Source organism: Brevundimonas sp. MEB006b, assembly GCF_030209705.1.
Taxonomy (GTDB): domain Bacteria; phylum Pseudomonadota; class Alphaproteobacteria; order Caulobacterales; family Caulobacteraceae; genus Brevundimonas.
In genome coordinates, this window is sequence record NZ_JARVRL010000001.1 from 195,321 (window position 1) to 221,097 (window position 25,777).

General features: G+C 67.6%; 25 protein-coding genes and 1 tRNA gene. 10 read left to right on the plus strand and 16 right to left on the minus strand.

All coding sequences use genetic code 11. The annotated features are described in order from the left end of the window. Nucleotides 1-993, minus strand: coding sequence for a KpsF/GutQ family sugar-phosphate isomerase (locus QRN13_RS00930; RefSeq protein ID WP_284876474.1), 993 nt, complete (start codon nucleotides 991-993; stop codon nucleotides 1-3). Nucleotides 994-1,161: 168 nt separating this feature from the next. Between QRN13_RS00930 and otsB the strand changes: the two genes are divergently transcribed. Genes otsB through QRN13_RS00945 form a run of 3 tightly spaced genes read left to right on the plus strand, consistent with a single transcriptional unit; the run spans nucleotide 1,162 to nucleotide 5,164 of the window. Next, nucleotides 1,162-1,920: a trehalose-phosphatase gene (otsB, locus tag QRN13_RS00935; RefSeq protein ID WP_284876475.1), complete on the plus strand. Its 759-nt coding sequence runs from the start codon at nucleotides 1,162-1,164 to the stop codon at nucleotides 1,918-1,920. A gap of 4 nt (nucleotides 1,921-1,924) precedes the next feature. Then, nucleotides 1,925-3,709 (plus strand): glycoside hydrolase family 15 protein, encoded by a 1,785-nt coding sequence (locus QRN13_RS00940; protein WP_284876476.1) that lies wholly within the window; start codon nucleotides 1,925-1,927, stop codon nucleotides 3,707-3,709. Nucleotides 3,710-3,751: 42 nt separating this feature from the next. Beyond that, entirely contained in the window at nucleotides 3,752-5,164 is a 1,413-nt protein-coding gene (locus QRN13_RS00945) for an alpha,alpha-trehalose-phosphate synthase (UDP-forming) (RefSeq protein ID WP_284876477.1), read from the plus strand. 3 nt (nucleotides 5,165-5,167) lie between these two features. On the opposite strand, the gene QRN13_RS00950 is transcribed toward QRN13_RS00945, so the two are convergent. From QRN13_RS00950 to QRN13_RS00975, 6 genes are all read right to left on the minus strand, one after another. Then, nucleotides 5,168-6,142, minus strand: coding sequence for an esterase-like activity of phytase family protein (locus tag QRN13_RS00950; RefSeq protein WP_284876478.1), 975 nt, complete (start codon nucleotides 6,140-6,142; stop codon nucleotides 5,168-5,170). After that, on the minus strand, nucleotides 6,139-8,022 hold the full coding sequence (cobT, locus tag QRN13_RS00955; RefSeq protein ID WP_284876479.1) for a cobaltochelatase subunit CobT: 1,884 nt from the start codon (nucleotides 8,020-8,022) through the stop codon (nucleotides 6,139-6,141). The genes QRN13_RS00950 and cobT overlap by 4 nt, the downstream gene beginning before the upstream one ends. Before the next feature lie 41 nt (nucleotides 8,023-8,063). Then, complete coding sequence (locus tag QRN13_RS00960; RefSeq protein WP_284876481.1) at nucleotides 8,064-9,308, minus strand: DUF418 domain-containing protein; 1,245 nt, start codon at nucleotides 9,306-9,308, stop codon at nucleotides 8,064-8,066. A gap of 57 nt (nucleotides 9,309-9,365) precedes the next feature. Then, complete coding sequence (locus QRN13_RS00965; RefSeq protein WP_137720670.1) at nucleotides 9,366-9,923, minus strand: phthalate transporter; 558 nt, start codon at nucleotides 9,921-9,923, stop codon at nucleotides 9,366-9,368. Further along, complete coding sequence (locus QRN13_RS00970) at nucleotides 9,920-10,801, minus strand: 3-hydroxybutyryl-CoA dehydrogenase (protein WP_284876482.1); 882 nt, start codon at nucleotides 10,799-10,801, stop codon at nucleotides 9,920-9,922. Before QRN13_RS00970 ends, QRN13_RS00965 begins: the two co-directional genes overlap by 4 nt. A 104-nt stretch (nucleotides 10,802-10,905) precedes the next feature. After that, nucleotides 10,906-11,211, minus strand: coding sequence for a YggT family protein (locus QRN13_RS00975; protein WP_017504977.1), 306 nt, complete (start codon nucleotides 11,209-11,211; stop codon nucleotides 10,906-10,908). A 163-nt stretch (nucleotides 11,212-11,374) separates the two neighbouring features. Between QRN13_RS00975 and QRN13_RS00980 the strand changes: the two genes are divergently transcribed. Next, nucleotides 11,375-11,450: transfer RNA gene (locus QRN13_RS00980), tRNA-Ala, on the plus strand. Between the two features lie 49 nt (nucleotides 11,451-11,499). Here QRN13_RS00980 and uraH read toward each other — a convergent pair. The 3 genes from uraH to QRN13_RS00995 are packed head-to-tail and all read right to left on the minus strand — an operon-like array spanning nucleotide 11,500 to nucleotide 12,933. Then, nucleotides 11,500-11,898 (minus strand): hydroxyisourate hydrolase, encoded by a 399-nt coding sequence (gene uraH / locus QRN13_RS00985; RefSeq protein ID WP_284876483.1) that lies wholly within the window; start codon nucleotides 11,896-11,898, stop codon nucleotides 11,500-11,502. Nucleotides 11,899-11,947: 49 nt separating this feature from the next. Beyond that, a complete protein-coding gene (locus QRN13_RS00990; RefSeq protein WP_284876484.1) occupies nucleotides 11,948-12,502 on the minus strand; it encodes a lipocalin family protein in 555 nt (184 codons plus the stop codon). 53 nt (nucleotides 12,503-12,555) lie between these two features. Further along, nucleotides 12,556-12,933, minus strand: coding sequence for a hypothetical protein (locus tag QRN13_RS00995; RefSeq protein ID WP_066552955.1), 378 nt, complete (start codon nucleotides 12,931-12,933; stop codon nucleotides 12,556-12,558). 135 nt (nucleotides 12,934-13,068) lie between these two features. On the opposite strand from QRN13_RS00995, the gene QRN13_RS01000 reads away from it, so the two are divergent. Next, a complete protein-coding gene (locus tag QRN13_RS01000) occupies nucleotides 13,069-13,860 on the plus strand; it encodes an SDR family oxidoreductase (RefSeq protein WP_284876485.1) in 792 nt (263 codons plus the stop codon). Here the strand turns inward: QRN13_RS01000 and QRN13_RS01005 are convergent, their stop codons facing one another. Further along, nucleotides 13,861-14,808, minus strand: a complete 948-nt coding sequence (locus tag QRN13_RS01005; RefSeq protein WP_284876486.1) for an aspartyl protease family protein — start codon at nucleotides 14,806-14,808, stop codon at nucleotides 13,861-13,863. Between the two features lie 211 nt (nucleotides 14,809-15,019). Between QRN13_RS01005 and QRN13_RS01010 the strand changes: the two genes are divergently transcribed. Beyond that, entirely contained in the window at nucleotides 15,020-15,364 is a 345-nt protein-coding gene (locus QRN13_RS01010; RefSeq protein WP_284876487.1) for a hypothetical protein, read from the plus strand. Here QRN13_RS01010 and QRN13_RS01015 read toward each other — a convergent pair. Genes QRN13_RS01015 through fsa form a run of 3 tightly spaced genes read right to left on the minus strand, consistent with a single transcriptional unit; the run spans nucleotide 15,361 to nucleotide 17,675 of the window. After that, nucleotides 15,361-16,290 (minus strand): tyrosine recombinase XerC, encoded by a 930-nt coding sequence (locus tag QRN13_RS01015; protein WP_284876488.1) that lies wholly within the window; start codon nucleotides 16,288-16,290, stop codon nucleotides 15,361-15,363. The genes QRN13_RS01010 and QRN13_RS01015 overlap by 4 nt on opposite strands. After that, on the minus strand, nucleotides 16,272-16,985 hold the full coding sequence (locus QRN13_RS01020; protein WP_284876489.1) for a DUF484 family protein: 714 nt from the start codon (nucleotides 16,983-16,985) through the stop codon (nucleotides 16,272-16,274). The genes QRN13_RS01015 and QRN13_RS01020 overlap by 19 nt, the downstream gene beginning before the upstream one ends. 36 nt (nucleotides 16,986-17,021) lie before the next feature. Then, the gene (gene fsa / locus QRN13_RS01025) at nucleotides 17,022-17,675 is read right to left on the minus strand and encodes a fructose-6-phosphate aldolase (RefSeq protein WP_284876490.1); all 654 of its coding nucleotides are present in this window, start codon (nucleotides 17,673-17,675) and stop codon (nucleotides 17,022-17,024) included. 30 nt (nucleotides 17,676-17,705) lie between these two features. Here fsa and QRN13_RS01030 point away from each other — a divergent pair, with 30 nt between their 5' ends. Then, the gene (locus QRN13_RS01030) at nucleotides 17,706-19,883 is read left to right on the plus strand and encodes a primosomal protein N' (RefSeq protein ID WP_284876491.1); all 2,178 of its coding nucleotides are present in this window, start codon (nucleotides 17,706-17,708) and stop codon (nucleotides 19,881-19,883) included. A 10-nt stretch (nucleotides 19,884-19,893) separates the two neighbouring features. On the opposite strand, the gene QRN13_RS01035 is transcribed toward QRN13_RS01030, so the two are convergent. Next, the gene (locus QRN13_RS01035; protein ID WP_284876492.1) at nucleotides 19,894-20,289 is read right to left on the minus strand and encodes a Tat pathway signal protein; all 396 of its coding nucleotides are present in this window, start codon (nucleotides 20,287-20,289) and stop codon (nucleotides 19,894-19,896) included. Nucleotides 20,290-20,424: 135 nt separating this feature from the next. On the opposite strand from QRN13_RS01035, the gene ahcY reads away from it, so the two are divergent. From ahcY to QRN13_RS01050, 3 genes are all read left to right on the plus strand, one after another. Then, the gene (gene ahcY / locus QRN13_RS01040; protein WP_017506126.1) at nucleotides 20,425-21,816 is read left to right on the plus strand and encodes an adenosylhomocysteinase; all 1,392 of its coding nucleotides are present in this window, start codon (nucleotides 20,425-20,427) and stop codon (nucleotides 21,814-21,816) included. A gap of 33 nt (nucleotides 21,817-21,849) precedes the next feature. Beyond that, on the plus strand, nucleotides 21,850-23,070 hold the full coding sequence (locus tag QRN13_RS01045) for a BaiN/RdsA family NAD(P)/FAD-dependent oxidoreductase (RefSeq protein ID WP_284876493.1): 1,221 nt from the start codon (nucleotides 21,850-21,852) through the stop codon (nucleotides 23,068-23,070). Between the two features lie 455 nt (nucleotides 23,071-23,525). Next, a complete protein-coding gene (locus QRN13_RS01050; RefSeq protein WP_284876494.1) occupies nucleotides 23,526-23,906 on the plus strand; it encodes a TFIIB-type zinc ribbon-containing protein in 381 nt (126 codons plus the stop codon). A 6-nt stretch (nucleotides 23,907-23,912) separates the two neighbouring features. Here the strand turns inward: QRN13_RS01050 and QRN13_RS01055 are convergent, their stop codons facing one another. Then, complete coding sequence (locus QRN13_RS01055) at nucleotides 23,913-25,631, minus strand: hypothetical protein (protein WP_284876495.1); 1,719 nt, start codon at nucleotides 25,629-25,631, stop codon at nucleotides 23,913-23,915. Between the last annotated feature and the right edge of the window lie 146 nt (nucleotides 25,632-25,777).

Genomic DNA, 25,777 nt, shown 5'->3' on the forward strand with positions numbered 1-25,777 from the left:
CTAGGCGACGTAGCCGGCCTGCATCAGTTCGGCGATATGGACGATGGCTGTGGGTTTGCCGTCCTCGACCACGAACAGATTGGCGATCTTGTTGGCGGTCAACAGATCGACGACGTCGCTCATGCGCGCATCCGGATCCACGGTGATGGGATTGGCGCCCATGATATCGGCCGCCGTAAGATGGGTGGTGTCGCGCTGGAAGGCCCGGCGCAGGTCGCCGTCGGTGACGATGCCTGCAAGCGCGCCGTCGGCGTCGAGCACGGCGACGGCCCCCTTTCGGCCCTCGGTGATGGCCGACACCACGTCGCCGAAGCCGGCGTTCAACGGGACGCTGGCCGGGACGGCGGCATTGTCGCCCATCCATTCGCGCACGCTTTGCAAGCTCATGCCCAGGGCGCCGCCGGGGTGGTGCAGGCCGAAGTCCATGGCCGTGAACTTGCGGCGATCCATCAGCACCATGGCCAAGGCATCGCCCAGGGCCAGGGTCATCAGGGTCGAGGTGGTGGGCGCCAGGCCATTGGGGCAGGCCTCGGCGACCTTCGGCATGGTCAGGCAGACCGCTGCGTTGCGTCCCAGGAAGCTGGCGGGCCGCTGCGTGATGGCGATGACGGGAATGCCGTTGCGTTGGCAATAGATCAGCGGATCGCGCAGCTCGCGGCTCTCGCCCGAGTTGGAGATGGCGAGCACCGTCACGTCGGGACGCAGCATCCCCAGGTCGCCGTGGCTCATCTCGGCGGGGTGAACGAAGAAGGCGTTGGTGCCGGTCGAGGCCAGTGTGGCGGCGATCTTGCCGCCGATATGGCCCGACTTGCCCATGCCGGTGACGACGACATAGCCCGGCCGGCTCATGATGACATCGACCGCGCGCGCCATCGACACGTCGATCGAGCGTTCCAGCGCCTCCAGCGCCTCGATGTTCAGACGCATGACCTCACGGGCGCGGTCGGTCATCACGGCGATGTCGTCGGGGGTCGAGTGAGCGATCTCGGTCATAGTGTTCTGGCCCGCAGCCGGGCTCTCCTTCTTTGACGAGCGCGATCCGCCATGAGTGCGTTTCGCGCGCCGCCTCCCTTTCAGACGACTTTGTCGGTTTCTGGTCAACCTTTGCCGCTCTGGCGCGTTACGCCGACCGGGGAACTAAAACAAAGAGTTTGATCGTCAATGCCGTCTCATGCCGGAGCCGCTTCGCTATTGCTCCCGACGCCGCCCGTGGTCGCCGACGGGATCGCGCTGTTCCTAGACATGGACGGCGTGTTGGCCCCGATGGCGCCGACCCCCGATGCGGTGGTGCCGACCGCCCGTCGTACGGCGGCGCTAAAGGCGGTTGAGGCGCGACTTGCAGGCCGTGTCGCCATCGTCAGCGGCCGAACGATCGCCGAGATCGACCGCATTTCCGATCATGCCCTTGTCTCGGGCTCGGGCGTGCATGGCCTGGAGCGGCGTCTGAAGGATGGCTCCATTGAACGCAAGACGCCCGACGCCGGCGTCGCCCAGGCGCTGGACGCGTTCGAGGAATTCGCCGCCGATCGCCCCGGCGTGATCGTCGAGGACAAAGTCGTCTCCGTCGGTCTGCACTATCGGCAGGCGCCGGATGAAGCCGGCGCGGCCAAGGGCTTGGCCGCCGAGCTGCAGGCCGAAACGGGATTGACGCTCCAACCCGGTCATATGGTGCTGGAGCTGAAGACGCCCGGCGCCGACAAGGGCACGGCCGTCACGGCCTTTATGCAGGAGGCGCCGTTCAAGGGTGCTGTCCCGGTCATGCTGGGCGACGACCTGACCGACGAATATGGGTTCGAGGCTGCGGCGGCGCTGGGCGGATACGGCGTGCTGGTCGGCCCCGAGCGCGAGACGGCGGCCCGATACCGGCTGGACGATGTGGATGCTGTGCTCACCTGGCTTGAAGCCGTAGCGAAGGCCTGAACCGATGAAGCCCAATCTGGATCTGTTTCCCATCGGCAACTGCGGCGTCAGCGCCCTGATCGACCGCCAGGGGCGTTTCGTCTGGGCCTGCGCGCCGCGCGTGGACGGCGACCCGGTCTTTTCCGCCCTGATGGATGGCATGGAGCCCGAGCACGGCTTCTGGGCCATCGAGATGGAGGACGTGAAGTCGATCGATCAGGCCTATGTGCGCAACACGCCGGTTTTGCGCACGGTCATAACGGCCGAGGACGGATCGTCAGCCGAGATCATCGACTTCGCCCCGCGTCATCCGAAACATTCGCGCACCTATCGCCCGCTGGCCTTTGCGCGCATCGTGCGGCCGCTGTCGGGGACGCCGCGCATCCGTGTGCGGTTGCGGCCCTCGACAGACTGGGGCGCGCGCCCGGCGCCGCACACCTCCGGATCTAACCACATCCGCTATATGTGCACCGATGTCACCTTCCGCCTGACGACCGATTGTCCCGTGTCGCATGTGCTGGAGGAGCGCGTGTTCCGGCTGGAGCGGTCGCACGCCTTCTTCCTGGGCCCGGACGAGGGCTACGACCAGGATGTCGGCCACGGCGTTCAGGGCGCGCTGGATCGCACGGTGGCCTATTGGCAGGACTGGGTGCGCAAACTCTATCTGCCGCTCGACTATCAGGAGGCAGTGATCCGCGCGGCGATCACGCTGAAGCTGTGCGCCTATGAAGAGACCGGCGCCATCGTCGCGGCCATGACGACCTCGGTGCCCGAGTTCAAGGAGAGCGGGCGCAACTGGGACTATCGCTACTGCTGGATCCGCGACGCCTATTACACGGTGCGGGCGCTGAACCGGTTGGGTGCGGTCGACATCCTCGAGAACTACCTCGTCTATCTGAGGAATCTGGTCGACGATTCCGCCGGCGGTCATGTCCAGCCGGTCTATGGCGTGGGCCTGGAGCCTGGAATCGGCGAGAGCATCATCGACAGCGTCGAGGGCTACCGCGGCATGAAGCCGGTGCGGATCGGCAATCAGGCGCACGAACATCTGCAACACGACGTCTACGGACAGATCGTGCTACCTCTGGTTCAGGCCTTCTATGACGCACGGCTCCTGCGTCCGGGTACGCTGGAGGATTTCCACGCGCTGGAGGCGATCGGCGAGCGCGCCTTCGCCATGCACGATCAGACCGACGCGGGCCTGTGGGAGTTCCGCACCATTGCGCGGGTCCACACCTATTCATCCGTCATGTGCTGGGCCGCCTGCGATCGTCTGGCCAAGGCGGCGGACCATCTGAATCTGCCGGATCGGGCCGTCTTCTGGCGTGAGCGGGCGCAAATCATCCGTCAGCGGATCGAGGCGGAGGCCTATCTGCCCGACGAGGGCCGGTTCGCCGCCAGCTTCGGCGGCCGCGAGTTGGATGCCTCCCTGCTGCAGATGACCGATCTGGGCTTCCTGGAGGCGCACGATCCGCGTCAGGTCGCCACCTTCGACGCCATCGAGCGCGACCTGAAGAAGGGCAGCCACCTGTTCCGCTATGTGGAGCCGGACGACTTCGGCGAGCCGGAGACCGCCTTCAACTTCTGCACCTTCTGGTTCATCGAAGCCCTGCACCAGAACGGCCGCATCGAGGAAGCCCGCACCATATTCCAGGAAATGCTGAGCCGACGGACGGCCGCAGGTCTGCTGAGCGAGGACATCTCGATCGACGATGGCGAACTGTGGGGCAACTATCCGCAGACCTATTCCCTGGTCGGCATCATCAACTGCGCCGTGCTGTTGAGCCGTTCCTGGACCGATGTGCGTTAATGTCTGGACCCCGGGGCTGGGGTCGCTGTGTGAAGTGAAGTCATGAGCCGCCTGATCGTTGTTTCGAACCGGGTTTCGGCCCCGACCGACCCCGCCGCCGGGTCCGCCGGCGGCTTGGCGATGGCCCTGTCCGCCGCCCTCAGAAAATACGACGGCCTGTGGTTCGGTTGGTCGGGCGAGCGGGTGGACCACTACACCGGCGAAGTGAAGATCGAGGACCGGGCCGGCGTCACCGTAGGGCTGGTCGACCTAGAGGGGCAGGACGTCGACGAGTACTACAACGGCTACGCCAACAAGACGCTGTGGCCGCTGTTCCACCACCGCATCGACCTGGCCCAGTACGAGCGTTCCTATGGCGAGGGCTATGAGCGGGTGAACCGGCGTTTCGCCGAGGCGCTGGCGCCGTTGATCCAGCCCGACGACATGATCTGGATCCACGATTATCACATGATCCCGATGGCGCGGGATCTGCGCCGCCTCGGTGTGCGCAACCGGATCGGCTTCTTCCTGCATACGCCCTGGCCGGCACGGCAGTTGCTGGTGACCCTGCCGCATCACCGGCGGTTGGTGGAATCGATGTTCGATTTCGACCTGATCGGTTTCCACACCCAGGAATGGAGCGATCTGTTCACCGACTATGTGGTGTCTGAGGCTCAGGGCGAGTTGGACGGGACCGGCGGGCTGGAGTGTTTCGGTCGCAAGGTTCAGACTGGCGTCTTCCCCATCGGCATCGATGTGGACGGGTTCCTGGCGGCGCGAAACTCGGCGCTTGGGGCGCGGACCTATGACCGAATGGCGGCGTCTTCGGCTTTCCGCTCGATGATCGTGGGGGTGGACCGGCTGGACTATTCCAAGGGGCTGGAAGAGCGGCTGCTGGGTTACGAACAGTTCCTGCACGACAACCCCTCGATGCGGGGCGAGGTCTTCCTGTTGCAGGTCACGCCCATCTCGCGCGACGACGTGGACAGCTATCAGGACATTCGTTCGCGGCTGGACGCCCTGGCGGGACGGATCAACGGCGCCTTCGCCGACATGGACTGGCAGCCGATCCGTTATCTGAACCGCACCTATCGCCGGGATCAACTGGCGGGCATCTACCGCGCGGCGCGGGTGGGGCTGGTGACGCCGTTGCGCGACGGTATGAATCTGGTGGCCAAGGAATATGTCTGCGCCCAGAATCCGGACGATCCCGGCGTGCTGATCCTGTCGCGCTTTGCCGGGGCGGCCGAACAGATGGGCGAGGCGCTGCTGGTCAATCCCTACAGTCGCGAAGAGCTGTCGGACGCCATCCAGAAGGCGCTGACCATGCCGCTGGCCGAGCGGATCCGAAAATGGGAGGCCTTGATGGATGTGGTTCGCGCGACCGATGTCGGCATCTGGCGCGATGATTTCGTGCGCGCCCTGCAAGCCGATGAATCGACCTCGCAACCGACGCAGTGGGCCGGCGCGGCCTGACGCCTAGCGCAGGTCGAAAGCCAGCATCAGGGTGCGCTGGGCCGGATTGAAGTTGTCGTCGGACAGGATGTAGAGGCGGGTCCTGCCGTTGCGCGTCTCTGCGGCGATCCCCTCGAAGTTGTCGGTCGTGCCGGGCAATTTCAGCTCGATCAGCACAGGCCCCAGCGTTCCGTCAGGGGTCATGCGGCGCACGCGCGCGCGCATGTCGATGGGCGCCCGGTACAGGCGCTGGACCACGAACCATCCAACGCCGGACGGATCGCGATCCAGACCGGTGATGCGGTATTCGCTGTCGGGGATAGGGGTTGCAGGCGGCGCGATCACGACCGTGCATCTCGCCGCCGCGCAGTCCCAGACGCCGCCGGCCTCGCCAGAGACGCGCCAGCCGCCGGGCGCAATGGCTAACCCTTCCATCCCGTCGTTCTCCGTGAAGGCGAAGTCGGGCGACCGCACTGGCGTCGGCCGCGTCCGCAGCGCCGATAATGGGCCGTAGTTCCAGATCCGGTGACGCCGCTCGAAACTGACCAGCAGATCACCGGAGGGGGTGATGGCCAAGCCCTCGGCGTCGCCGTCCGACTTGTCGGAAATCGCGGCGCCGTCCTGAAGCGTCAGCCGGCGCGAGCGGAAATGATCCAGCCCGACCAGCCGTCCCCGGGCGTCCAGGCGAATGTCGCCGCGCACCAGATCGCCGGTGTCCGATACCGTGACGAAGCCGCCGTCGCCGGTCAGCTTCAGGTCCGACAGGCTGTGAAGAGGCGAGGTCGGGGCCGCGCTGATCTGCAGGCCGCCGGCGAACGTCACGCCGTCGGCCAACTGCGTCCCGCCTGGCAGGCCCAGGCTGACGCTTCGCAGTTCCGCGACCTGGGGCGTCCAGCCGTCCGATGACAACGGATAGGGACGCGGCGCGCCCAGCGAGGCGGCGCAGGCCGACAGCGACAGGGCGATCCAGACACTGGCCAGCCGGCCGAAACGGCTCATGCCGCCAGCTTTCGCTTGGTGCGACGGGCGGGACCGGCCGCGCCCTCGTTCTCGAACAGTTCGGCCAGCTTCTCGGTCATGGCGCCCGCCAACTGCTCCACGTCCACGATGGTCAGGGCCTTGCGATACCAGCGGGTCACGTCGTGGCCGATGCCGATGGCCAGCAGTTCGACGGGCGAGCGATCCTCGATCTCGGCGATCACCTGGCGCAGGTGTTTGTCCAGATAAAGCGCGGCGTTGGCGGATTGGGTCGAGTCGTCCACCGGCGAACCGTCGGAAATGACCATCAGGATGCGGCGCTGCTCGGTGCGGGCCAGCAGGCGGCCGTGGGCCCATTGCAGGGCCTCGCCGTCGATATTCTCCTTCAGCAGACCTTCGCGCATCATCAGGCCCAGGTTCTTCTTGGCCCGGCGCCAGGGCGCGTCGGCGGCCTTGTAGATGATGTGGCGCAGGTCGTTCAGGCGGCCCGGATTTTGGGGCTTGCCGGCGGTGATCCAGGCCTCACGGCTCTGCCCGCCTTTCCACGCGCGGGTGGTGAAGCCCAGGATCTCGACCTTGACGCCGCAGCGTTCCAGCGTCCGCGCCAGGATGTCGGCGCAGACCGCCGCCACCATGATCGGCCGCCCGCGCATCGAGCCGGAGTTGTCGAGCAGCAGGGTTACGACCGTGTCGCGGAACGGGCTTTCGCTCTCGGCCTTGAACGACAGGGGGGCGGTCGGGTCGGTGACGATCCGGGTCAGCCGCGCCGTGTCCAGCATCCCCTCTTCCAGATCGAAGACCCAGGAGCGGTTCTGCTGCGCCAGCAGGCGGCGTTGCAGCTTGTTGGCCAGGCGCGACACGACGCTGGACAGGATGGCCAGCTGGCCGTCCAGCAGGGCGCGCAGCCGGTCCAGCTCGACCGGATCACACAGGTCGGCGGCGTCCACCACCTCATCGAAGGCAGTGGTGAAGACGCGGTAGAAATCGACCGCGCGGCCGTCGTCGGCCGTCTGCTGACGGTTCGGCTGCTGGCCTTCCTGAAGTTCCGGGCCATCGTCGGCGCCTTCGCCGTCGGGATCGGCGGGCGCGCCTTCGGGGCGACTTTCGCGCTCTTGCTCGGAAGATTGATCATCGGCGTCGCCCTCCATCGACTGGGAGCCTTCGCCGCCGTCCTGCTCTTCCTCCTCGTCCTGATCGTCATCGGCGGCCGGATCCTGGGGATCGGGTTCCTCGTCGCCGGGATCTTCGGAAGATTCCTCGCCGCGCCCGTCGCCGGGGTCGAGGTCCAGGGCGCGCAGCACCTCGCGCATCTTCAGCGCAAAGCCTTCCTGATCGCCCGCCGTGCCGGCCAAGGCGTCCAGCTTGGCGCCGGCCTTGGCCTCGATGTTGGCGCGCACCAGATCCAGCATGGCCCGGGCGCCGTCGGGGGGCGGGCGCCCGGTCAGCCGCTCGCGGACAAGCAGGGCCACGGCCTCGGACACGGGCACGCGGTCGGCGTCGCTGATCCGCAGGGCGCCGGTCTTTTCCAGTCGCGTGATCAGGGCGGCGCCCAGATTGTCGCGCACCCCGGCCAGATGTTCCGAACCGAAGGCCTCGACCCGCGCCTGTTCGACCGCGTCGAACACCTCGGCCGCCTTGGCGTCCGCCGGCCGCATCCGGCTGTTCACCGCCGCGTCGTGATTGGCCAGACGCAGCGCCAGCCGGTCGGCCTGGCCGCGCAAGGACGCGCTCTCGGGCCCCGATGGGTCGCGCGGCGGATGGGGCAGCGTCAGGACGCCGTTCGACAGTTTGGGCCCGTCTGACCCGAACACCACCTCCAGCTCGGGCTGTTCGGCCAGCGCCCGCGCGGCATGACCCAGCGCGCGCTTGAAGGTTTCGGCGGGAGTATCCTGGGCGGCCATGGCCCTCAATTAATCGCTTCGCGCCTGCGATAAAAGCGCCGTCAGCCGCCTTTTGAAATCGGCACGCGACGGCCGTAGGTCAGACAGCGCCAAACCCACTCCAGCGGCCCCATGCTGAACCGCGACAACCACAGCGGCGACCAGATCAGTTGAAGCGCCCAAACCGCCAGGACCAGGCCCCACATCTGCACATAGTCGGCCCGTCCGAACAGACGCGGACCCCACGGCATGTAGAAGATCGACGTCATGATCAGGGTCTGGGTCAGATAGTTGGTGAAGGCCATCTGCCCTACCGGCCGCAGCGCCGCCGTGATCCACGCCAGCCCCCGGGTCGTCGCCAGCACGATCAGGCTGACGTAGGTCAAGGTGACGAAGACAGGGAAGGAGGCGACGACCTCCGCCAGGCCGCGCGTCGGGTGGGTTCCGGCCGGGGCCAAGGCCTCGCGCCATTCCAGCACGCCCAGCAGGGCCAGTACGGCTCCGCCGACGCCGATCAAGGCGACATAGACCCCGTTGGGCGCCCGGCCGCTGAACACGCCGGCCTTGAACAGGCCCAGTCCCAGCATCATCAGGGCCACGGTCGAGAAGACGAACATCGTCAGGCTGGCGCCCTGCAGCAGCAGCCAGTTCTGAATGTTCTGGCCCATCGCCCCGGTCCAGCCGCTGCGATAGGCGGCGATCGACTCCGTCACCATGGCGGCGGTGTAATGCGGCCCGCCCTGGTTCATCGCCTCGGTGATCGCCGGCGGCCCGGCGACCATCAGCCAGGTCGCGCCCGCCTGCATTGCGCCTAGCAACAGGGTCACGCCCAGGCCGATCCCGATCAATGTCCCGGCCCGCATGGACCGCATCAGCATCACGAACAGGCCCGACCAAGCGTAGAGCAGCAGCACGTCGCCATACCAGAAGGCCAGGCCGTGGATCAGGGCGATGACGGCCAGCCAGAACAGGCGGCGTCGCAGCAGTTTGCCACGCGCCGCATCGCCCCGCTCGCCCCCGACCAGATAGATCGAGGCCCCGAACAGCATCGAAAACAGGGTGATGAACTTCTGATGGAAGAAGACGTCCATCGTCCAGCGCGCCACGGCGTTCGCGCCGGTGACCGGAAACGGGCTCAGGCTGGCGTCCTGATAGACCATGACCGGCAGGCCGAACGAGACGACATTGACCGCCAGGATGCCCAGCACCGCCAGCCCCCGCATGACGTCCAGGCTGGCGATGCGCGAGGTCGCCGCGACGGGCGACAGCATCTCCGCCGCATCCTTGTCCGTGTCGTCCATGGTCATTCTCGGATCCCCCAATCCTCGAACTCAGGCGTCAGGCGCAAACGCCAACCCTGTGTCTCAGCCCTTCGGCATCAAGCCGAGTCTGTCCTTGACCGCCGGCCGCGCCTCGAAGGCGATGAAGGCGGCGCACAACCCGGCCCACAGGGCGTAGCTGACGCCCACGATCATGGCGATGGGCAGGCCGCCGACGCCGAAGATTAGCAGGGTGGTCTCGGTCGCGCCCAGGGCCTGCATGACGTCGCCAGCCTCGAACCAGCCCATCACGCTCATGCCCAGGGCGACGACGATCTGGACCAGGGCCGCCGCCAGGCCGCCGTACATCATGAAGCGCCAGACGACGCCCAGCCGCGTGCCGGGCCGGCCGTCGCGCTTGCGCTCGTTCAGCACGCGATACAGCGCCAGCGGCACGGTGATCAGGCCAATCAGCATCACCACCAGCCGCCAGTCCATGTCGCGACCCGGCAGATAGGCGTGCGGCCGCCAGAAGGGCAGGGTCAACCACAGGGGCGGCCAGGCCGCGCCGGCCAAACAGGCCAGAATCCGAGGCGTCCGTCCGGGCCGCGCGGCGATGGTCGCCTGACCGGGCAGGTCGGAATAGCTCTCGAACCGGCTCATCGCGTCGGCGCCGGCGCAGCGCCGGAATAGTCATAGAAGCCGCGTCCGCTCTTCCTGCCCAGCCAGCCGGCCTCGACATATTTCACCAGCAGCGGGCAGGGACGATATTTGCTGTCGGCCAGGCCGTCATACAGCACGTTCATGATGGCCAGGACGACATCCAGACCCATGAAGTCGGCCAGTTCCAGCGGGCCCATCGGATGATTGGCGCCCAGGCGCAGCGCCTTGTCGATCGAGGCGACGTTGCCGACCCCTTCGTACAGGGCAAAGATGGCCTCGTTCATCATCGGCACCAGGATGCGGTTGACGATGAAGGCGGGAAAATCCTCGGCGTCCGTGGTGGTCTTGCCCAGGCTTTCGGCGAAGGCGACGGCGGCGGAATGGGTCTCGGCCGAGGTGGCGATGCCGCGGATGATCTCCACCAGCTTCATCACCGGCGCCGGCTTCATGAAGTGCAGGCCGACGAACCGGTCCGGCCGGTCCGTCGAGGACGCCAGGCGGGTGATCGAGATCGAAGAGGTGTTGGACGCCAACAGGGTCTGCGGCCCCAGGTGCGGCACCACCTGCGCATAGATGGCCTTCTTGACCGCCTCGTCTTCCAGCGCCGCCTCGATGACCAGATCGGCGCCGGCGACGGCCTCGGCCATTGCGTCGCTTGTCGTGATGCGGGCCAGGGCCGCATCGGCGGCGGCCTGATCGACCAGACCGCGTCCGACATGCCGCGCCAGGCTGGCCGCGATCTCGCCCTGCGCCAGCGGCAGCCGGTCGGCGACGACGTCATAAAGGCGAACCGAATAGCCCCCGAGCGCGACCGCCTGCGCGATGCCTGCGCCCATCTGTCCGGCGCCCAGAACGGCGACTGTGGTGATCGAGGTCATGAACCGTGGTCGAAAGTGGTCGGGCGGGCACCTTTAGAAAGGAAGGCGCGCGGCGCAAGAGCGGATCAACCCTCTCGCATCAGATTTCCGCCCGCCGTGTCGCCTCAGCCGAGCAACTGGATCAGGGCCGGCGCCGCCGTGCGGTTGAACAGCACGCTGATGAACTGCAGCAGCAGGATCACCACGATGGGCGAGATGTCGATGCCGCCCAGGTTTGGGATGATGCGGCGGAACGGCTCCAGCAGGGGCGCGGTGACCCGGTCCAGGAAGGTCCCGACCGAATAGACGAAGCGGTTGCGATAGTTGACGACGTCGAACGCCACCAACCAGCTCAGAATGGCCTGGGCGATGATGAACCAGATCATCAGACTGATGATGGTGTTGATCAACCAGACGAGCGCATAGCCCATGAACGGTAACTCCTGCTTGGATCGGCGCTTCTAGCCTGTTCGCCCCTGCTCCGACAACGGCCGTGTCCGACCTGCGCGCTTTGCGCGCACAAGCCCGTTGACACCACGCCCGCCCGCCTTCTATGTCCGCCACGCCTGTGAAACCCGATCCCACGCTGGAAACGGGGCCGTAGCTCAGTTGGTAGAGCGCGTCGTTCGCAATGACGAGGTCAGGGGTTCGACTCCCCTCGGCTCCACCAGGCGTTTTCAATCAGAGCCGAGCTACCAGCCGCCCGTGCGGCCCCTGGCTCAGTTGCCGCGGTAGGTGCTGTAGCCGTAGGGGCTGACGACGACGGGGACGTGGTAGTGGATGCTCGGGTCGCGGACCTGGAACACCACGTCGATCTCGGGGAAGAAGGGCTGGGCGTCCTTGTCGCCATATTGCGACATGTCGAACGTCAGCTTGTAGGTCGCGGCCTGCGTCGTGACCTGATCGCCGAACGAGCGGACGCGGCCGTTCTCGTCGGTGCGCGCCGTCGCCAGTTGTCTCCAGCCGCCGTCGCCGTCCTTGATCGCCAGGGTGACGGGCACATCGCGGCCGCCGACGCCGCGCGCCAAATCCAGGACATGGGTCGAAATCGTCTCGGCCGAGGCCGATCCTGCGGAGATCAGAAAGGCGGACAGGGCGGCAAGCGCTGCAATACGCATGGAAGAGCCTTGAAGACGGGTTGGCTTCGGGGCGGCGTGAGCCGGGCGATCAGTGGTGGGTCGGCCGGACCAAGGTCAGGTCGTAGCCCAGGGCGCGGGTGCGGTTCAGGATGGTTTCGCGTGTCTGGGCCGAGGGTTGCGCGGTGCGGCTGAGCAGCCAGAGGTAACGGCCCGACGGCTCGCCGACGATGGACCAGGAATAGTCGTCGGCGTGGTCCAGCACCCAATAGTCGCCGACGTAGAAGGGGCCGAAGAAGGACACCTTCAGCTTGGCGTTGTCGCTGCCCTCGACGATCTTCGCCTTGCCCTCGGAGGTCTTCGCCGGACCATCGACCGCGCCCCGGCGGCAGGTGTTCAGCACCCCGACCAGACCGTCATCGCGCACCGTATATTGGGCGGTCACGCCTTCGCAGCCGCGCTCGAACCCGTTCTCGTAGCGCCCGATTTCATACCAAAGACCGGCGTAGCGGTTCAGGTCGACCGGCTTGGCGGGTTGGGGCACGGCGGCGTTGCCGACGGGACCGCGTTGCAGGGTGGCGCAGGCGCCCAGCGCCAGGGCGGCGCCGACGATCAGGGCGATGGAAGCGGTGCGAGCGATTTTCATGGCCGCAGAACGACGATGAAGGCGCCCGGTTCCGGACACTCGGTCTCGTCAGATCACCGCAGCGCGACGTAGCCCCGTTCGATGACCCGGCGCAGCGCCTCGTAGGCTTCGGCCAGTTCGTCGTAGGCGGTGCGGGCGGCGGTCAGGCGGGCGACCTGGTCAGGCGTGACAGCCGAGCCGGAGTGGGCCAGGCGCAGCGATTCCGCGACCCATTTGGCGCGGGCCGTGGCGGTCATGACCGCCAGCTTTTGCAGCGATGCGGCGTCCACGCCGGTCAGGGCGTGACCGATCACCTCCTTGTTGGCGACGTAGGCGGCGTAGTCGATCTGCTCCAACTGCCCGCGCAGGCGACGCTGTTCGTGCGGATCGGTGTCCTGCGGCTCGAAATGGTCGCTGTGGCGGCGGGTGCTGGACGTCATCTTGGTCGACATGGGCGAGCCCTCCCCGGCCTGTCCTGGCGGTCTAGGCGGCCGCTCGACAAAGAAGGTGCGCCGTCTCGGTTAACGCCGCGTTGCGCTGGGGACCCACGCATCCGATATCGGGGCTACACAGGATCGGAGAAAACCATGGACCTGAAACTGAACGGCAAGCGCGCCCTGATCTGCGGCGGCTCATCCGGCCTTGGCCGCGCCGTGGCGACGGCCCTGGTCGCGGAGGGCGCGCACGTCGCCCTGCTGTCGCGCGATGAAGGCAAGCTTCAGGCCGTGGCAAATGCGTTGAATGCGGCCGGGCCTGGCCGGGCGGTCGTGGTTACAGCGGACCTGGCGGACCATGAGGCGCTGTTGAAGGCGACGGACCGGGCCGAGGATCTGCTGGGCGGGCACATCGAAATCCTGTTGAACAACACCGGGGGGCCGCCGCCGTCGGGCGTGTCGGGGCTTGAGCCGGCGGTGTGGCGCGATCATTTCGAGTCGATGGTGCTGTCGATCTTCCGCCTGACGGACCGGGTGCTGCCGGCCATGCGGGCGGCCGGCTGGGGGCGCATCCTGAACGTCGCCTCGATCACAGTGGTCGAGCCGTCGGCGGCGCTGGGCGTGTCCAACACCCTGCGAGCCTCGGTCGCGGCCTGGGCCAAGACGCTCGCCAATGAGGTCGGACCGGACGGGGTGACGGTCAACACCCTGCTGCCTGGTCGGATCGATACGCCGCGGATCGAAAGGCTGGACCAGGCGACCGCCGAGCGCACCGGCACGACGCCGCAAGACGCGCGAGCTGAATCCGTCAAATCCATCCCCGTCGGCCGTATCGGCACGACAGAGGAGTTCGGCGCCACCGCCGCCTTCCTGGCCAGTCCGCTGGCGGCCTATGTCACCGGCTCGCTGATCCGGCTGGACGGCGGGGCGATCAAGGCGATCTGATCAGCCGGGCGCACGACGGCGCAGCACACCGCCGAAGGCTACGCGGCTGCGGCCGTAATCCAGGGTGATGCGGCTGAACCGGCTCAGAATATCGGCGCCCAGCAGCAGGGCCGGCTTGTCGATCAGGTCCATGACCTGAAACACATGCAGGTCGGCGAACAGCAGCGGGGTCGGTCCCAGCGATCGTCCCGCGATGTGCAGGGCGGGCGTCGTGCCGGTGCGGGCCGTCACCGCCCCGCCGACGATGCCAACCATGCGCACAGGCTCGGACGGGGCGGCGGCCTGGCCGATGTTGATCGCCTGCATCAGGGCCAGATTGCCGATCGAATATTGCGCGCCGCTGTCGATGAAGGCCGCGACCTCCACGCCGGCGACCTCGATCCGTGTCAGGATCAACTGACCAAATCGGCCGCGACGACCGGCGACCAGCACGTCCTGTTGCTGGGGCCGGGTGGCGTCGGGGCTGGTCGTCAACGCGATGCTGGTCGAGCCCGAAGGCGACAGGGCGACCTGGCGGGCGTTGACGTCCAGCGTCAGGCGAAAGCGCGACAGCAGGTCCAGCCCCAGCAGGCCGTCGGCGTCCAGGGCGTCGCGCGGAAAGACCGGCAGGGTCAGGTCGGTGAAGCGTCGGCGTCCGATCTCGATCTGCGCCAGTTCGACGGTCGGCGTGACCTCAGACGCCGTGATCCCGTGCACCACGACCGGGCGGCCGGGCGGCAGAGACAAGGCCTGGGCCAGCTCGGCCGAGACCGCGCTTCGCTCGGCACCGGTGTCGATGACGAAGACCTGCTGGACGCCCTCGTTTAGACGCACGCCGACGCCCATCCGTGTCAGCAGATTTTGCAAGAGCCGGACCTGATCGGGCGGGTCCGCCGGGACGGCGGTCTGGGCGGACACAAACGGAACAGCCGCCAGCAGGCCCAGCGTCTTGCGCCGCGACGTTTTCACGCTCGATCCTTCGCCAAACCCTGGCCGCACTTGCCTGTCCTCCTCGGGCCGTCGCCAGGGCAGGGCAGGCTACGCGCTTTTGGCGAAGAGCCTGAGACATATTCTTGTCCGTCGTGTCTCAGCGAGGCTGCGCCTTCCCGCCCGGCGTTCGGCGCCGTCTGGCCAATCGGGGGTTGTCGACGTATCGTCCCAGCCGAAACAGGAGGATGCGATGCTGACCTTGCTTATGCTGGCCCTGTCCGACCCCGCGGCGGCGTCTTCCAGCGCGATTACCAGCCGTGATCTTGTCGTTGTTTCCGCACCAAGGGAGGCCACGCAGCGTTGTGGCGATCCGCTGATGCAGGCTCGGCAAAGCGGCGTCGGCGCCATGACGCTGGATCGATCGCTCGATGACGGACAGGTCCGGCGCTATCTGCTGCTGGATCGGCGCGACCAGAACAACTGTCCCCTGCCGATCAGCTACGCCGTGCCGGATCAACGGGCGCTGGGTCGAAACCTGATGCCGGCCCAGCCCGACGTCGGCGTGCCACCGGCTCCGCCCGCGCCGCGTCGCTAGGAGCGGGGATGGGCGGCCGCATAGGCGTTCAAAAGGCGATCCGCATCGACGCCGGTGTATTTCTGGGTCGTCGACAGGCTGGCGTGGCCCAGCAGTTCCTGAATCGACCGCAGGTCGGCCCCGGCGCCCAGCAGGTGGGTCGCGAAACTGTGGCGTAGGGCGTGAGGCGTAGTGCGCTCCGGCAGACCTAGCCGGCCGCGCAGCCGCTGGACCGAGGCCTGGACGTGACGGGGGCTCAAGGGGCCGCCGCGGCGCGCGCGGAACAGAGCGTCGGCAGGCTGGACCGGGAAGGGCAATAGAGCCAGATAGGCGTCCACTGCGGTGCGCACGGCGGGCAGGATCGGCGCGATCCGCGTCTTTGACCCCTTGCCGACGATACGCAGGGTTTCGCCCAGCGGCGCATCGGCGCGGGTCAGTGACATGGCCTCGGAGATCCGCAAGCCGCACCCGTAGAGGAGGATCAGGACGGCCCGGTCACGCGCGGCCTCCCACGGTTCGGCGTCGGGATCGGCGTCCGGTTCGGCCAGCAGGCCGCGCGCCTGATCTTCGGTCACCGGCCGGGGCAAGGACGGCTTGACCTTGGGACCGCGCACCAGGGCCAGCTGCGGGGCGGGCGTGTCCAACCGCCGGTCGAGGAAAGCGTGAAAACCGCGAATGGCCGACAGGCTCTGGCTCAGCGACCGGGCTGCCAGCGGGTGATCGCCTGAGCGCCGCTCGGCCATGTGGGCGCGGACCTCGGCGGCGGTGATCGTCCCCATGTCTTTCAGCGACAGCGCCTCGCCGCGATGGTGTTCGAGGAAGGCGACATAGAGCCGGCCGATGTGGCCATAGGCCTCCAGCGTGCGCGGCGACAGCCGACGTTCGTGCGCCAGGTGATCGAGCCAGGCGCGCAGGGCGTCGGAGGCGGTCAGTTCAATACCGGCCATCGCTCGGCCATCCGCTCCGTCACCCGCGCCAGGAAGGCGGCCAGTTCGCAGCCCATGTTGGGGGTGAAACCTTCGGGCTCGGGCGAGCCGAAGGCGCAGATGCAGGGGCGCGGCGGTCCGCCCGGCGTCAGGTGCGGAGCCATGCGGACCAGGGCGATGGACCGCACCTGATCCTCGCTTGCGCCGAAGAAGTTCAGTCCCGGGATCATCGGACCCAGCCAGGTCAGGCCGTGCTCGCCCAGCAGGTTGTCGACGTCGCCCTCTTCCAGGGCGCGCCAGCCGAAGGGCACGCCGCCGGGTTTTTCCAGGGCGATGGCGGCGCCGGCTAACCCGAACCGTCCCTGCGCCGCCGCGTCCAGACGCCGGGCCAGGTCGGAATGGTTCTTGGCCTCCATCAGGTCCAGGGTCGCGACGTGCGTCTGGGTCTGGGCGGCGAAGTTGGCGCGGGCGATCAGTTCGATCTCGCGCCGGGCGCCGGTCTCGCGCTCGACCACGGCCTCCAGCCGCGTCAGGGCGGCGGCGCCGAACTCGACCACGTTGCGGCCGTGCGGACGCAGACCGATCTCTTCCAGCAGGGACCGGTCGTCCAGCAGGGTCTGGGGATGGGTCTGAAGCCAGCCGCGCACGTTGGGCCAGTGCAGGCCGTCGCCGATATGGGGCGTTACGTCCGATTCCGACGTTTCGAAAAGGTCCAATGAGCCGCTCAAACAGACCTCTCCGGGACGTGAATGCTACAGAATCGACTGACCGGTCTTGGCCCAGTCCGCCACGAAGGCATCAAGACCCTTGTCGGTTAACGGGTGGTTCACCAGGGCCTTGAAGGTGTCGGCGCCGAAGGTGGCGGCGTCCGATCCGGCGACGGCGGCGGCGGCCACATGGGCGACGTTGCGCAGGGATGCGGCCAGGATCTGGGTGTCGAACCCATGCACGTCATACAGGACGCGGATTTCTTCCAGCAGGCCGATGCCGTCGGCGCCGTTGTCTTCCAGACGTCCGACGAAAGGCGACACGAAGGTGGCGCCGGCCTTGGCGGCCAGCAGGGCTTGGGCGGCCGAGAAGCACAGGGTGACGTTGGTCTTGATCCCCTTGTCGGTGAAGACGCGGCAGGCGCGCAGGCCATCCCAGGTCAGGGGCAGTTTCACGACCACGTTCGGAGCGATGGCGGCCAGCTTGTCGCCTTCCTTGACCATGGTCTCGAAATCAAGCGAGACGGCCTCGGCGGAAATCGGCCCCTCGACCAGGGCGCAGATTTCGGCGATGACCTCGGCGATGTTCCGACCCGACTTGGCGATCAGCGACGGATTGGTGGTGACGCCATCCACCATTCCGGTGGGGACCATGTCCTTGATGACGGCGACGTCGGCGGTATCGAGAAAGAGTTTCATGGGCGGCTTCATAGCCGAGGGCGCAGTTCGGTGAAAGTCGCCTCGGTCCTCATTCCCCTGCCGGTGCCGGAGGCCTTCGACTACGAGGTTCCCGAGGCGCTGAGCCTGGCCCACGGAGATTTGGCGCGGGGCGATCAGGTCGCCGTGCCGCTGGGGCCGCGCCTGATCCGGGGCGTGGTGTCCGAGGTGTTCGAGACCACAGGCTCAAACCGGCGGCTGAAGGCGATCGACAGCGTGTTGGACGATCCGCCCTTGCCGGCGGGCGTCATGGATTTTGTGGAATGGGCCGGACGCTGGACACTGTCGGCGCCGGGCGAGATGGCGGCGACGGCGTTGAAGGGCTTGCGCGCGCCTCGACCCCGGCCGGAACGCCGGGTGCGACGCCTGGGCGAGCGGTCACCGTCGCGCGCCACCCCGGCCCGGACGGGCGTGCTGGAGACCCTGGGCGATCGCGCCATGCCGCCGGCCGACCTGGCGCGGGCGGCGGGCGTGTCATCGGGCGTGGTCAAGGGCCTGATCGATGAGGGCGTGCTGGAGATCATCGAGATCGCGGCCGAGGCGGCGTTCGACCGGCCCGACCCCGACCATGCGCCCGCCGCGTTGAACGGCGACCAGGCGGCGACGGCGACGGCGATGGCGGATGGCGTGGCGGGTGGCGGCTTCCGCCCCTTCCTCCTGGATGGGGTGACGGGATCGGGCAAGACCGAGGCCTATCTGGAAGCGATCGCGCGGGTGCTGCGGGCCGATCCGGCCGCGCAAATCCTCATACTGCTGCCCGAGATCGCTCTGACCCAGGCCCTGATCGAGCGGATCACGGCGCGGTTCGGCGCCGCCCCGGCCGAATGGCATTCCGGCGTCGCCCCGCCGCGCCGTCGCCAGGTGTGGGAGGCGGTGGTCGCCGGGCGCTGCAACATCGTGGTCGGGGCGCGCTCGGCCCTGTTCCTGCCGTTCGTGAACCTCCGCCTAATCGTCGTGGACGAGGAGCATGACGGCTCGTTCAAACAGGAGGAAGGCCTGGTCTATCACGGCCGCGACCTGGCCGTGGCGCGGGCGCGGATCGAGGGGGCGGCCGTGGTCCTGGCCTCGGCGACGCCGTCGCTGGAGACGCTGTGGAACGCGCAGAGCGGGCGCTACGACTGGCTGAAGCTGGGCGCGCGGCACGGAACGGCGGTCCTGCCGGACATCGCCCTGCTGGACCTCCGTCAGAACACACCCGACCCGCAGACCTGGCTGTCGCAGCCTCTGCGCCTGGCCATCGGCGAAACCTTGCTGCGGGGCGAGCAGACCCTGCTGTTCCTGAACCGGCGCGGCTATGCCCCGGTGGTCCTGTGTCGCGCCTGCGGCCATCGGCTGACGGCGCCGGACACCGACAGCTGGCTGGTCGAGCATCGCTATACCGGGCGGCTGGTTTGTCACCTGACCGGCTTCTCAATGGCAAGACCCAAACTGTGTCCCTCGTGCGGGGCCGAGGATTCGCTGGTCTCGGTGGGGCCGGGGGTCGAGCGGGTCGAGGAAGAGGTGCGCCAACTGTTCCCCGAGGCGCGCACGGCGGTCTTCAGCTCCGACACCGCGCCCGACGCCCGGTCGGCCCGCGCGCTGATCCAGAAGATGACGGACGGCGAGATCGACATTTTGGTGGCGACCCAGGCCGCAGCCAAGGGCCACAACTTCCCGCGCCTGACGTTGGTGGGCGTGGTGGATGCGGACCTGGGGCTACGCGGCGGCGACCTGCGCGCGGCTGAGCGGACCTATCAACTTTTGGCCCAGGCGACCGGGCGAGCAGGGCGTGCGGATCGGCCGGGGCGGGCGCTGCTTCAGACCTGGACGCCCGAGCACCCGGTGCTGATGGCGCTGGCAGCCGGTGATCGTGACTCCTTCGTGGAAGCCGAGATGGCCGAACGCGAGGCGGCGTCCCTGCCGCCCTATGGCCGGCTGGCGGCGATCATCCTGTCCAGCGAGAATGCGGCCGCCGTCGAGAAGGCGGCGAACGACCTGGCCCAGGCCATTCCCAACGCCGAGCGGCTGGAGGTCTATGGCCCGGCCGATGCACCGCTGGCCCTGGTGCGGGGGAGGCGGCGCAAGCGGCTGCTGGTGCGGGCCGACCGGGATGTGAACCTCCAGGCCTTTTTGAGAGCCTGGCTTCAGCGGGTGAAGGTGCCGGGGTCGGTCCGCCTGACGGTGGACGTGGACCCCTACTCGTTCCTCTAGAGGCGGGAGTTCAGACCGCCATGACGGTGCCGAGCAGCAGGCGGGCGCCGGGGCGGCCCAAGGTGGCGTTGGTCGCCGCCTGCAGCTGGGCCGACAGCTGGTCGATGTCTGGCACGACGCCGGGACGCAGGCCGTTGGCGAAGCGCTGGGCGGCGGTGTTGTAGGCGGCGCGCAGGCGCGGGGCGGACTGCTGTGCGCGGGTGCGAAGGGTCGCATCGGGCACATCGACGCCGGTTTCGATGGTCAGCACGCCCCGACGTCCGTTCGCCTGAAGGATTGAGGCGGTGATTACTGGCAGCCGGATATAGGTGTCGGCCGACGGCGCCGCGCCGCCGCTCGAAGCGCGGGCGGAGGTTGAGGCGGCCGTCGCGACGACGGCGAGACCGAGAAGAGCGCGGCGTTCCATGGTGAGGTCTCTACCGGCCAGGATTTAAGAAACTGCTGAGCCTGGATCGCATAAGGATATCTTTATGTGTTTGTTGATACTCGACGCGCGCCGGGCTATGAGGGCCCAAACTCATTGCGGCCGGGAGCCCAAGCCATGACCGACTACATCGTTCGCGACATCACCCTGGCCGATTGGGGCAACAAGGAAATCGAGATCGCCGAAACCGAAATGCCGGGCCTGATGTCCCTGCGTGACGAGTTCGGCGCCAGCCAGCCGCTGAAGGGCGCCCGCATCGCCGGCAGCCTGCACATGACGATCCAGACGGCGGTCCTGATCCAGACGCTGGAAGCCCTGGGCGCCGAAGTGCGCTGGGCCTCGTGCAACATCTTCTCGACCCAGGACCACGCCGCCGCCGCCATCGCCGCCAACGGCACGCCGGTCTTCGCCACCAAGGGCGAGACGCTGGAAGAATACTGGGACTACGCCCACAAGATCTTCGAATGGGCCGACGGCGGCTATCCGAATCTCATCCTGGACGACGGCGGCGACGCGACCCTGCTGTGCGTGCTGGGTCCGAAGGCCGAGAAGGACATCTCGGTTCTGGCCAATCCCCAGAACGAAGAAGAAGAGGCTCTCTTCAAGGTCATGAAGCGCTATCTGGCTGAGAAGCCGGGCTTCTATTCGGCCATCCGCGACGCCATCGGCGGCGTGTCGGAAGAGACCACCACGGGCGTTCACCGCCTGTACCAGATGGCCGAAAAGGGCGAGCTGCCCTTCCCCGCCATCAACGTCAACGACAGCGTCACCAAGTCCAAGTTCGACAACCTGTACGGCTGCCGGGAATCGCTCGTCGACGCGATCCGTCGCGGCACCGACGTCATGCTGTCGGGCAAGGTCGCGGTGGTCTGCGGCTACGGCGACGTGGGCAAGGGCTCGGCCGCCTCGCTGCGCCAGGGCGGCGCCCGCGTGATCGTGACCGAGATCGACCCGATCTGCGCCCTGCAGGCCGCGATGGAAGGCTATGAGGTCCAGACGCTGGACGACACCGCCGGCCGCGCCGACATCTATGTGACGACGACCGGCAACAAGGACGTCATCACCGTCGACCACATGCGGCAGATGAAGAACAACGCCATCGTCTGCAACATCGGCCACTTCGACTCCGAGATTCAGGTCGCCGGCCTGAAGAACTTCAAGTGGGACGAGATCAAGCCGCAGGTCCACCACGTCGAGTTCCCGGACGGCAAGAAGATCATCCTGCTGTCGGAAGGCCGCCTGGTGAACCTGGGCAACGCCACGGGCCACCCGTCCTTCGTGATGTCGGCGTCCTTCACCAACCAGACGCTGGCCCAGATCGAACTGTGGACCAACGCCGACAAGTACGAGAACAAGGTCTACACCCTGCCCAAGCACCTGGACGAGAAGGTCGCCATGCTGCACCTGGCCAAGCTGGGCGCCAAGCTGACCGTCCTGACCAAGGACCAGGCCGACTACATCAACGTGCCGGTCGAAGGCCCGTTCAAGGCGGATCACTACCGTTACTAAGCTCTCCCCGAGGCTGGAACCGCGAGGTTCCCAGTGACAAGGGCGTCTTCGGACGCCCTCGTCGACGTCCTGGTGGTCGGGGCCGGCGCGGCCGGGATGATGGCCGCCATCGAGGCCGGGCGACGCGGGCGGCGGGTCAGGGTCGTGGACCATGCCGACCGACCGGGCGAGAAGATCCGCATCTCGGGCGGCGGGCGCTGCAACTTCACCAATCTGGGCTGCGGACCGGCGAACTTTCTGGGCGAGAACCCCCGGTTCGCGACCTCGGCTCTACGCCGCTACACCCAGCACGACTTCGTCAAGCGGATCGACAGGGCCGGGATCGCCTGGCACGAGAAGACGCTGGGCCAGCTGTTCTGCGATGACAGCGCCAAGCAGATCGTCCGTATGCTGACCGACGACATGGCGGCGGCGGACGTGACCCTGAGCCTGAAGACCGGGGTGTCGCGGATCGCGCGATCCGGCGACGGCTTTACCGCAATCCTGTCGGACGGATCGCAGGTCACGGCGACGTCGTTGGTCGTGGCGACGGGCGGCAAGTCGATCCCCAAAATGGGGGCGACCGGCTGGGCCTATGAGGTGGCGCGCCAGTTCGATATTCGCGTCACCGAGACCCGACCGGCGCTGGTGCCGCTGACCTTCGAGGCCGGGCTGCTTGAGACGCTGACGCCGCTGGCGGGGGTGGCGGTCGACGCCTCGGTCGCCTCGGCGCCCGAAGGGGCCAAGGCGCGCAAGGCCAGCTTTGATGAGGCCATGCTGTTCACCCACCGCGGCCTGTCGGGTCCGGCCATCTTGCAGATCAGCTCCTACTGGCGCGAGGGCGAGGCGGTGGTGGCCTCGATGGCGCCCGGCCGCGACGTGTTCGAGGAGTTGAAGGCGGCTAAGGCGTCGAACGGCAAACAGGCGGTGCATACAGCGCTGGGCCATATCGTGCCGCGTCGTCTGGCCGAGAGCCTGTGCCAGCGCGAAGGGGCGGCGGGCAATCTGGCGGACCTGTCGGACAAGGTGCTGCGGCGGCTGGATCAGGCGGTCAACGGTTGGGCGGTCAAGCCTGTGGGATCCGAAGGTTACAGGACCGCCGAGGTGACGTTGGGCGGGGTCGATACGGCCGCGCTGGACCAGCAGACGATGCAGGCCAAGGCGGTCCCGGGGCTGTATTTCATAGGAGAGGCGGTGGACGTGACCGGCTGGCTGGGCGGTTATAACTTCCAGTGGGCCTGGTCGTCGGGCTGGGCCGCCGGGCAGGTCTGCTAGAATTTTCGAGTGCAATCCGTGCACATCGGCCGGCGGGTCCGCTGACAAAAAACACCGTCTAATTCGTCTAATCTGTCTAATTAAGCGCGGGTTCTGGCGGCGCGCGAAGATGTCAAAGACCGGGGCGCCATTCTAACACGGTTTACGACCATGACAGGCAAAGGGTCGTTGGTCGGTCGTAACCCTTGGTAAAGGCGCGCAATCGTCATCGCCGATAGGATGGCAGGGGCGGTCGAAGTCCCTGCGGCCCCGCGACGCATGGCGGCGGCCGGCGACGGCGCCTAGCTTGAAGAGGCGGAACGGGCCCCTCTGGCGTTCTCGCGGTCCGGCGTCCCCCTTCCTTGCGCCGGGTCGTGCGACGCGATGTCGGACCGCAAGGGCGTGTCGATGCGGCGAAGCTTTCCCCTCCTGGCCTGTCGCATCGACCGCCCATTCTTTTTCGATCGGAGCCCGACATGCCTCTTCTGATGTGCCCCAACGACAACGCCGCCATGCAGACGCTGGAGCGCAACGGCGTCCAGTTCGACATGTGTCCCGAGTGTCGGGGTGTCTGGCTGGATCGCGGCGAGCTGGAAAAGCTGATGGCCGCCGCCGTCGAGGAGGGCCGCGCCACGGCCCCGGTCGCGCCCGCGCCGCAGGCCTATGCGCCGCCGCCTCAGCCCTATGCCCAGCCTCATGCTCACCCTCAGCCCCAACCGTGGGGCGGCGGGGCGTCGCAGCCGTATCGCGACGATCGTGGCTACCGGAGCGACAAATACCGCGACGACCGGCATCGCGACGACGACTATCGCTACAAGAAAAAGAAGCGCGACAGCATCTTCGATATCTTCGACTGAGGTCGGCTAGGCCGCCAGACCCGCCTGCTGCATCAGACCTCTCAACGCCGCGACGTTTTGCGGGGCGGCGGTCAGAGCGGTGCGGACGTCGGGCGAGCGCAGCAGCTTGATGGCCTCGGCGCGGGCGCGGTCGGCCACGGGGCCCAGCGGACCGGCTTCCCCGGTAGCCAGTTTCAGCAGGGCTGTCAGCTTCTGAGGCGCAGCCGCCTGGGCGCGGACGATCTGGGCGACCAGATGGGCGTCGGCCTCCAGATTGGCGCCGACCGCGCCGATGGCGTCCATGATCTGGGTCTGGTCGTGGTCGGCCAGATGCGCGGCCTGAACCGAGCGTTGAAGCCGGGCCAGCGTGGCCAGCTTGTGCGAGGCGCTGGGGCCGCCGGGGACGGACTGGCGGATCTCGGTTTCGAAACGCAGCGAGCCGATACAGGCGCTGAGCCACCGCGCGGCGGCGCGCTTGTTGGCCCCGCCGGTCACGTTCTCGCACAGGCGGGTCAGCTGCTCGGCCTCGGCCAGGACCGTCGGGCAGGGGTTGACGTAGGCGCCGACGAAATCGGCCGTCACCAGGCTCTTGGAGCGTTCGACGAAGGCGGTCTGAACCTCTTCCAGCGTCAGCAGACGGCCGGCCGAAGCCGTCAGGGCCATGGCCAGCAGACGCAGGATGTCGATCTCTCCGACCGGATCATGGGGGCGAAGGCGGCGCTGGCTGGTCAGTTCGCGGGTGACAAGGCGAGCCAAGGACGCGGCCAGCAGCGGAAACTCACCCGAGGCCAGATGCAGGCCCAGGCGCGCGGCCGGTCCCTCGACCTGCGGCATCATCAGGGCGAGGCGCGGGTCCATCCGCAACAGGGCGTCCATCTCGTCAGGCGCGACCATGCGCACGATGGCCGCCAGATTGGCGCCCTGGTCCAGCGACGGCCCCAAAATCTCGGTCAGGTTCGTGCGCACGGCCAGCATTTCGGCGACGATCTGCTCGACCACCACCACGACCAGGGCGCGCGGCGGGCCGTCAGCGGGCGCGGCGTCCATCAGATCCATCAGTACGGTCAGGCGATCGCGGGCGCCGCGCCGATCCTTCAGCGCGCCGGCGACCACCCCGCCCATGCGCAGCGCCCGATCCGGCGCGCCGGTCAGCCGATGCGCCAGATCGGCGACGGAACGGTCGTCCAGCGTGGGGAACAGGCCGTCGCGTCCGGCCTTGCGCAGCCGGGCCATCGCCTGTTCGGTCAGCTTTTGATAGTGGCGCACCACGCCGTGCACCTCCTGCCCCGTGGCCTGGCTTTCGGGGACCGCGACCTTCTGGATGGCGTGCTGAAGCTCGACCCCGGCCGCCTCGAGCCGTTCGGCGACATCGGGGCGATGCAGCAGTTCGAAGGCGGTCACGCCCTCGCGTTTCAGCCAGTCCTCCAGCACCCGGCCGATCAAGGCGCGGGCGTGGGGCGAATAGAGTTCGGCCGGACTGCTGCAGGCCGGCGGGACCGCCTTGTCGGCGACCTTCTTTTTTCGCTCCTCCGGCGCGCCCAGCGTCAGGATGGTCAGGGAGCTGAACTCCATGGTCTCTGGGTCCAGCGTCTCCTTGGTCACGCGCGAGGCGATGGCGAGACGATCCCGAAGCTGCTCCTCGGCGGTCTCGATGGCGTGTTTGCGATCTTCGGTCGCGATCAGCAGCGTCCACGACGACGGGGCGCTCTTGCGGACATAGACTTCGTAATGGATCGGACCCGCCATGGGGCGATCCTGCATCCCAAGCCTTTAAGGCGAGGTTTTCGAAGGCGGAATGTTTCTGCCGCGCCGGAGGAAGGCGGTGCGTGCGTTGAAATGAGGCGGCGCCGTGACCATCTGGATGTCACCGAACCGCTTTCGGGTTGCAGGCG

Coding starts and splice junctions, on each gene's coding strand:
- QRN13_RS01000 (WP_284876485.1), top strand. CDS start 13,069: ATGGACCTGAAACTGAACGGCAAGCGCGCCCTGATCTGCGGCGGCTCA.
- QRN13_RS00975 (WP_017504977.1), bottom strand. CDS start 11,211: ATGGGCTATGCGCTCGTCTGGTTGATCAACACCATCATCAGTCTGATG.
- QRN13_RS00960 (WP_284876481.1), bottom strand. CDS start 9,308: ATGACCATGGACGACACGGACAAGGATGCGGCGGAGATGCTGTCGCCC.
- QRN13_RS01035 (WP_284876492.1), bottom strand. CDS start 20,289: ATGGAACGCCGCGCTCTTCTCGGTCTCGCCGTCGTCGCGACGGCCGCC.
- QRN13_RS00930 (WP_284876474.1), bottom strand. CDS start 993: ATGACCGAGATCGCTCACTCGACCCCCGACGACATCGCCGTGATGACC.
- QRN13_RS00940 (WP_284876476.1), top strand. CDS start 1,925: ATGAAGCCCAATCTGGATCTGTTTCCCATCGGCAACTGCGGCGTCAGC.
- uraH (WP_284876483.1), bottom strand. CDS start 11,898: ATGCGTATTGCAGCGCTTGCCGCCCTGTCCGCCTTTCTGATCTCCGCA.
- QRN13_RS01010 (WP_284876487.1), top strand. CDS start 15,020: ATGCTGACCTTGCTTATGCTGGCCCTGTCCGACCCCGCGGCGGCGTCT.
- QRN13_RS01050 (WP_284876494.1), top strand. CDS start 23,526: ATGCCTCTTCTGATGTGCCCCAACGACAACGCCGCCATGCAGACGCTG.
- otsB (WP_284876475.1), top strand. CDS start 1,162: ATGCCGTCTCATGCCGGAGCCGCTTCGCTATTGCTCCCGACGCCGCCC.
- QRN13_RS00990 (WP_284876484.1), bottom strand. CDS start 12,502: ATGAAAATCGCTCGCACCGCTTCCATCGCCCTGATCGTCGGCGCCGCC.
- QRN13_RS00970 (WP_284876482.1), bottom strand. CDS start 10,801: ATGACCTCGATCACCACAGTCGCCGTTCTGGGCGCCGGACAGATGGGC.
- QRN13_RS01055 (WP_284876495.1), bottom strand. CDS start 25,631: ATGGCGGGTCCGATCCATTACGAAGTCTATGTCCGCAAGAGCGCCCCG.
- ahcY (WP_017506126.1), top strand. CDS start 20,425: ATGACCGACTACATCGTTCGCGACATCACCCTGGCCGATTGGGGCAAC.
- cobT (WP_284876479.1), bottom strand. CDS start 8,022: ATGGCCGCCCAGGATACTCCCGCCGAAACCTTCAAGCGCGCGCTGGGT.
- QRN13_RS00950 (WP_284876478.1), bottom strand. CDS start 6,142: ATGAGCCGTTTCGGCCGGCTGGCCAGTGTCTGGATCGCCCTGTCGCTG.
- QRN13_RS00965 (WP_137720670.1), bottom strand. CDS start 9,923: ATGAGCCGGTTCGAGAGCTATTCCGACCTGCCCGGTCAGGCGACCATC.
- QRN13_RS00995 (WP_066552955.1), bottom strand. CDS start 12,933: ATGTCGACCAAGATGACGTCCAGCACCCGCCGCCACAGCGACCATTTC.
- fsa (WP_284876490.1), bottom strand. CDS start 17,675: ATGAAACTCTTTCTCGATACCGCCGACGTCGCCGTCATCAAGGACATG.
- QRN13_RS00945 (WP_284876477.1), top strand. CDS start 3,752: ATGAGCCGCCTGATCGTTGTTTCGAACCGGGTTTCGGCCCCGACCGAC.
- QRN13_RS01015 (WP_284876488.1), bottom strand. CDS start 16,290: ATGGCCGGTATTGAACTGACCGCCTCCGACGCCCTGCGCGCCTGGCTC.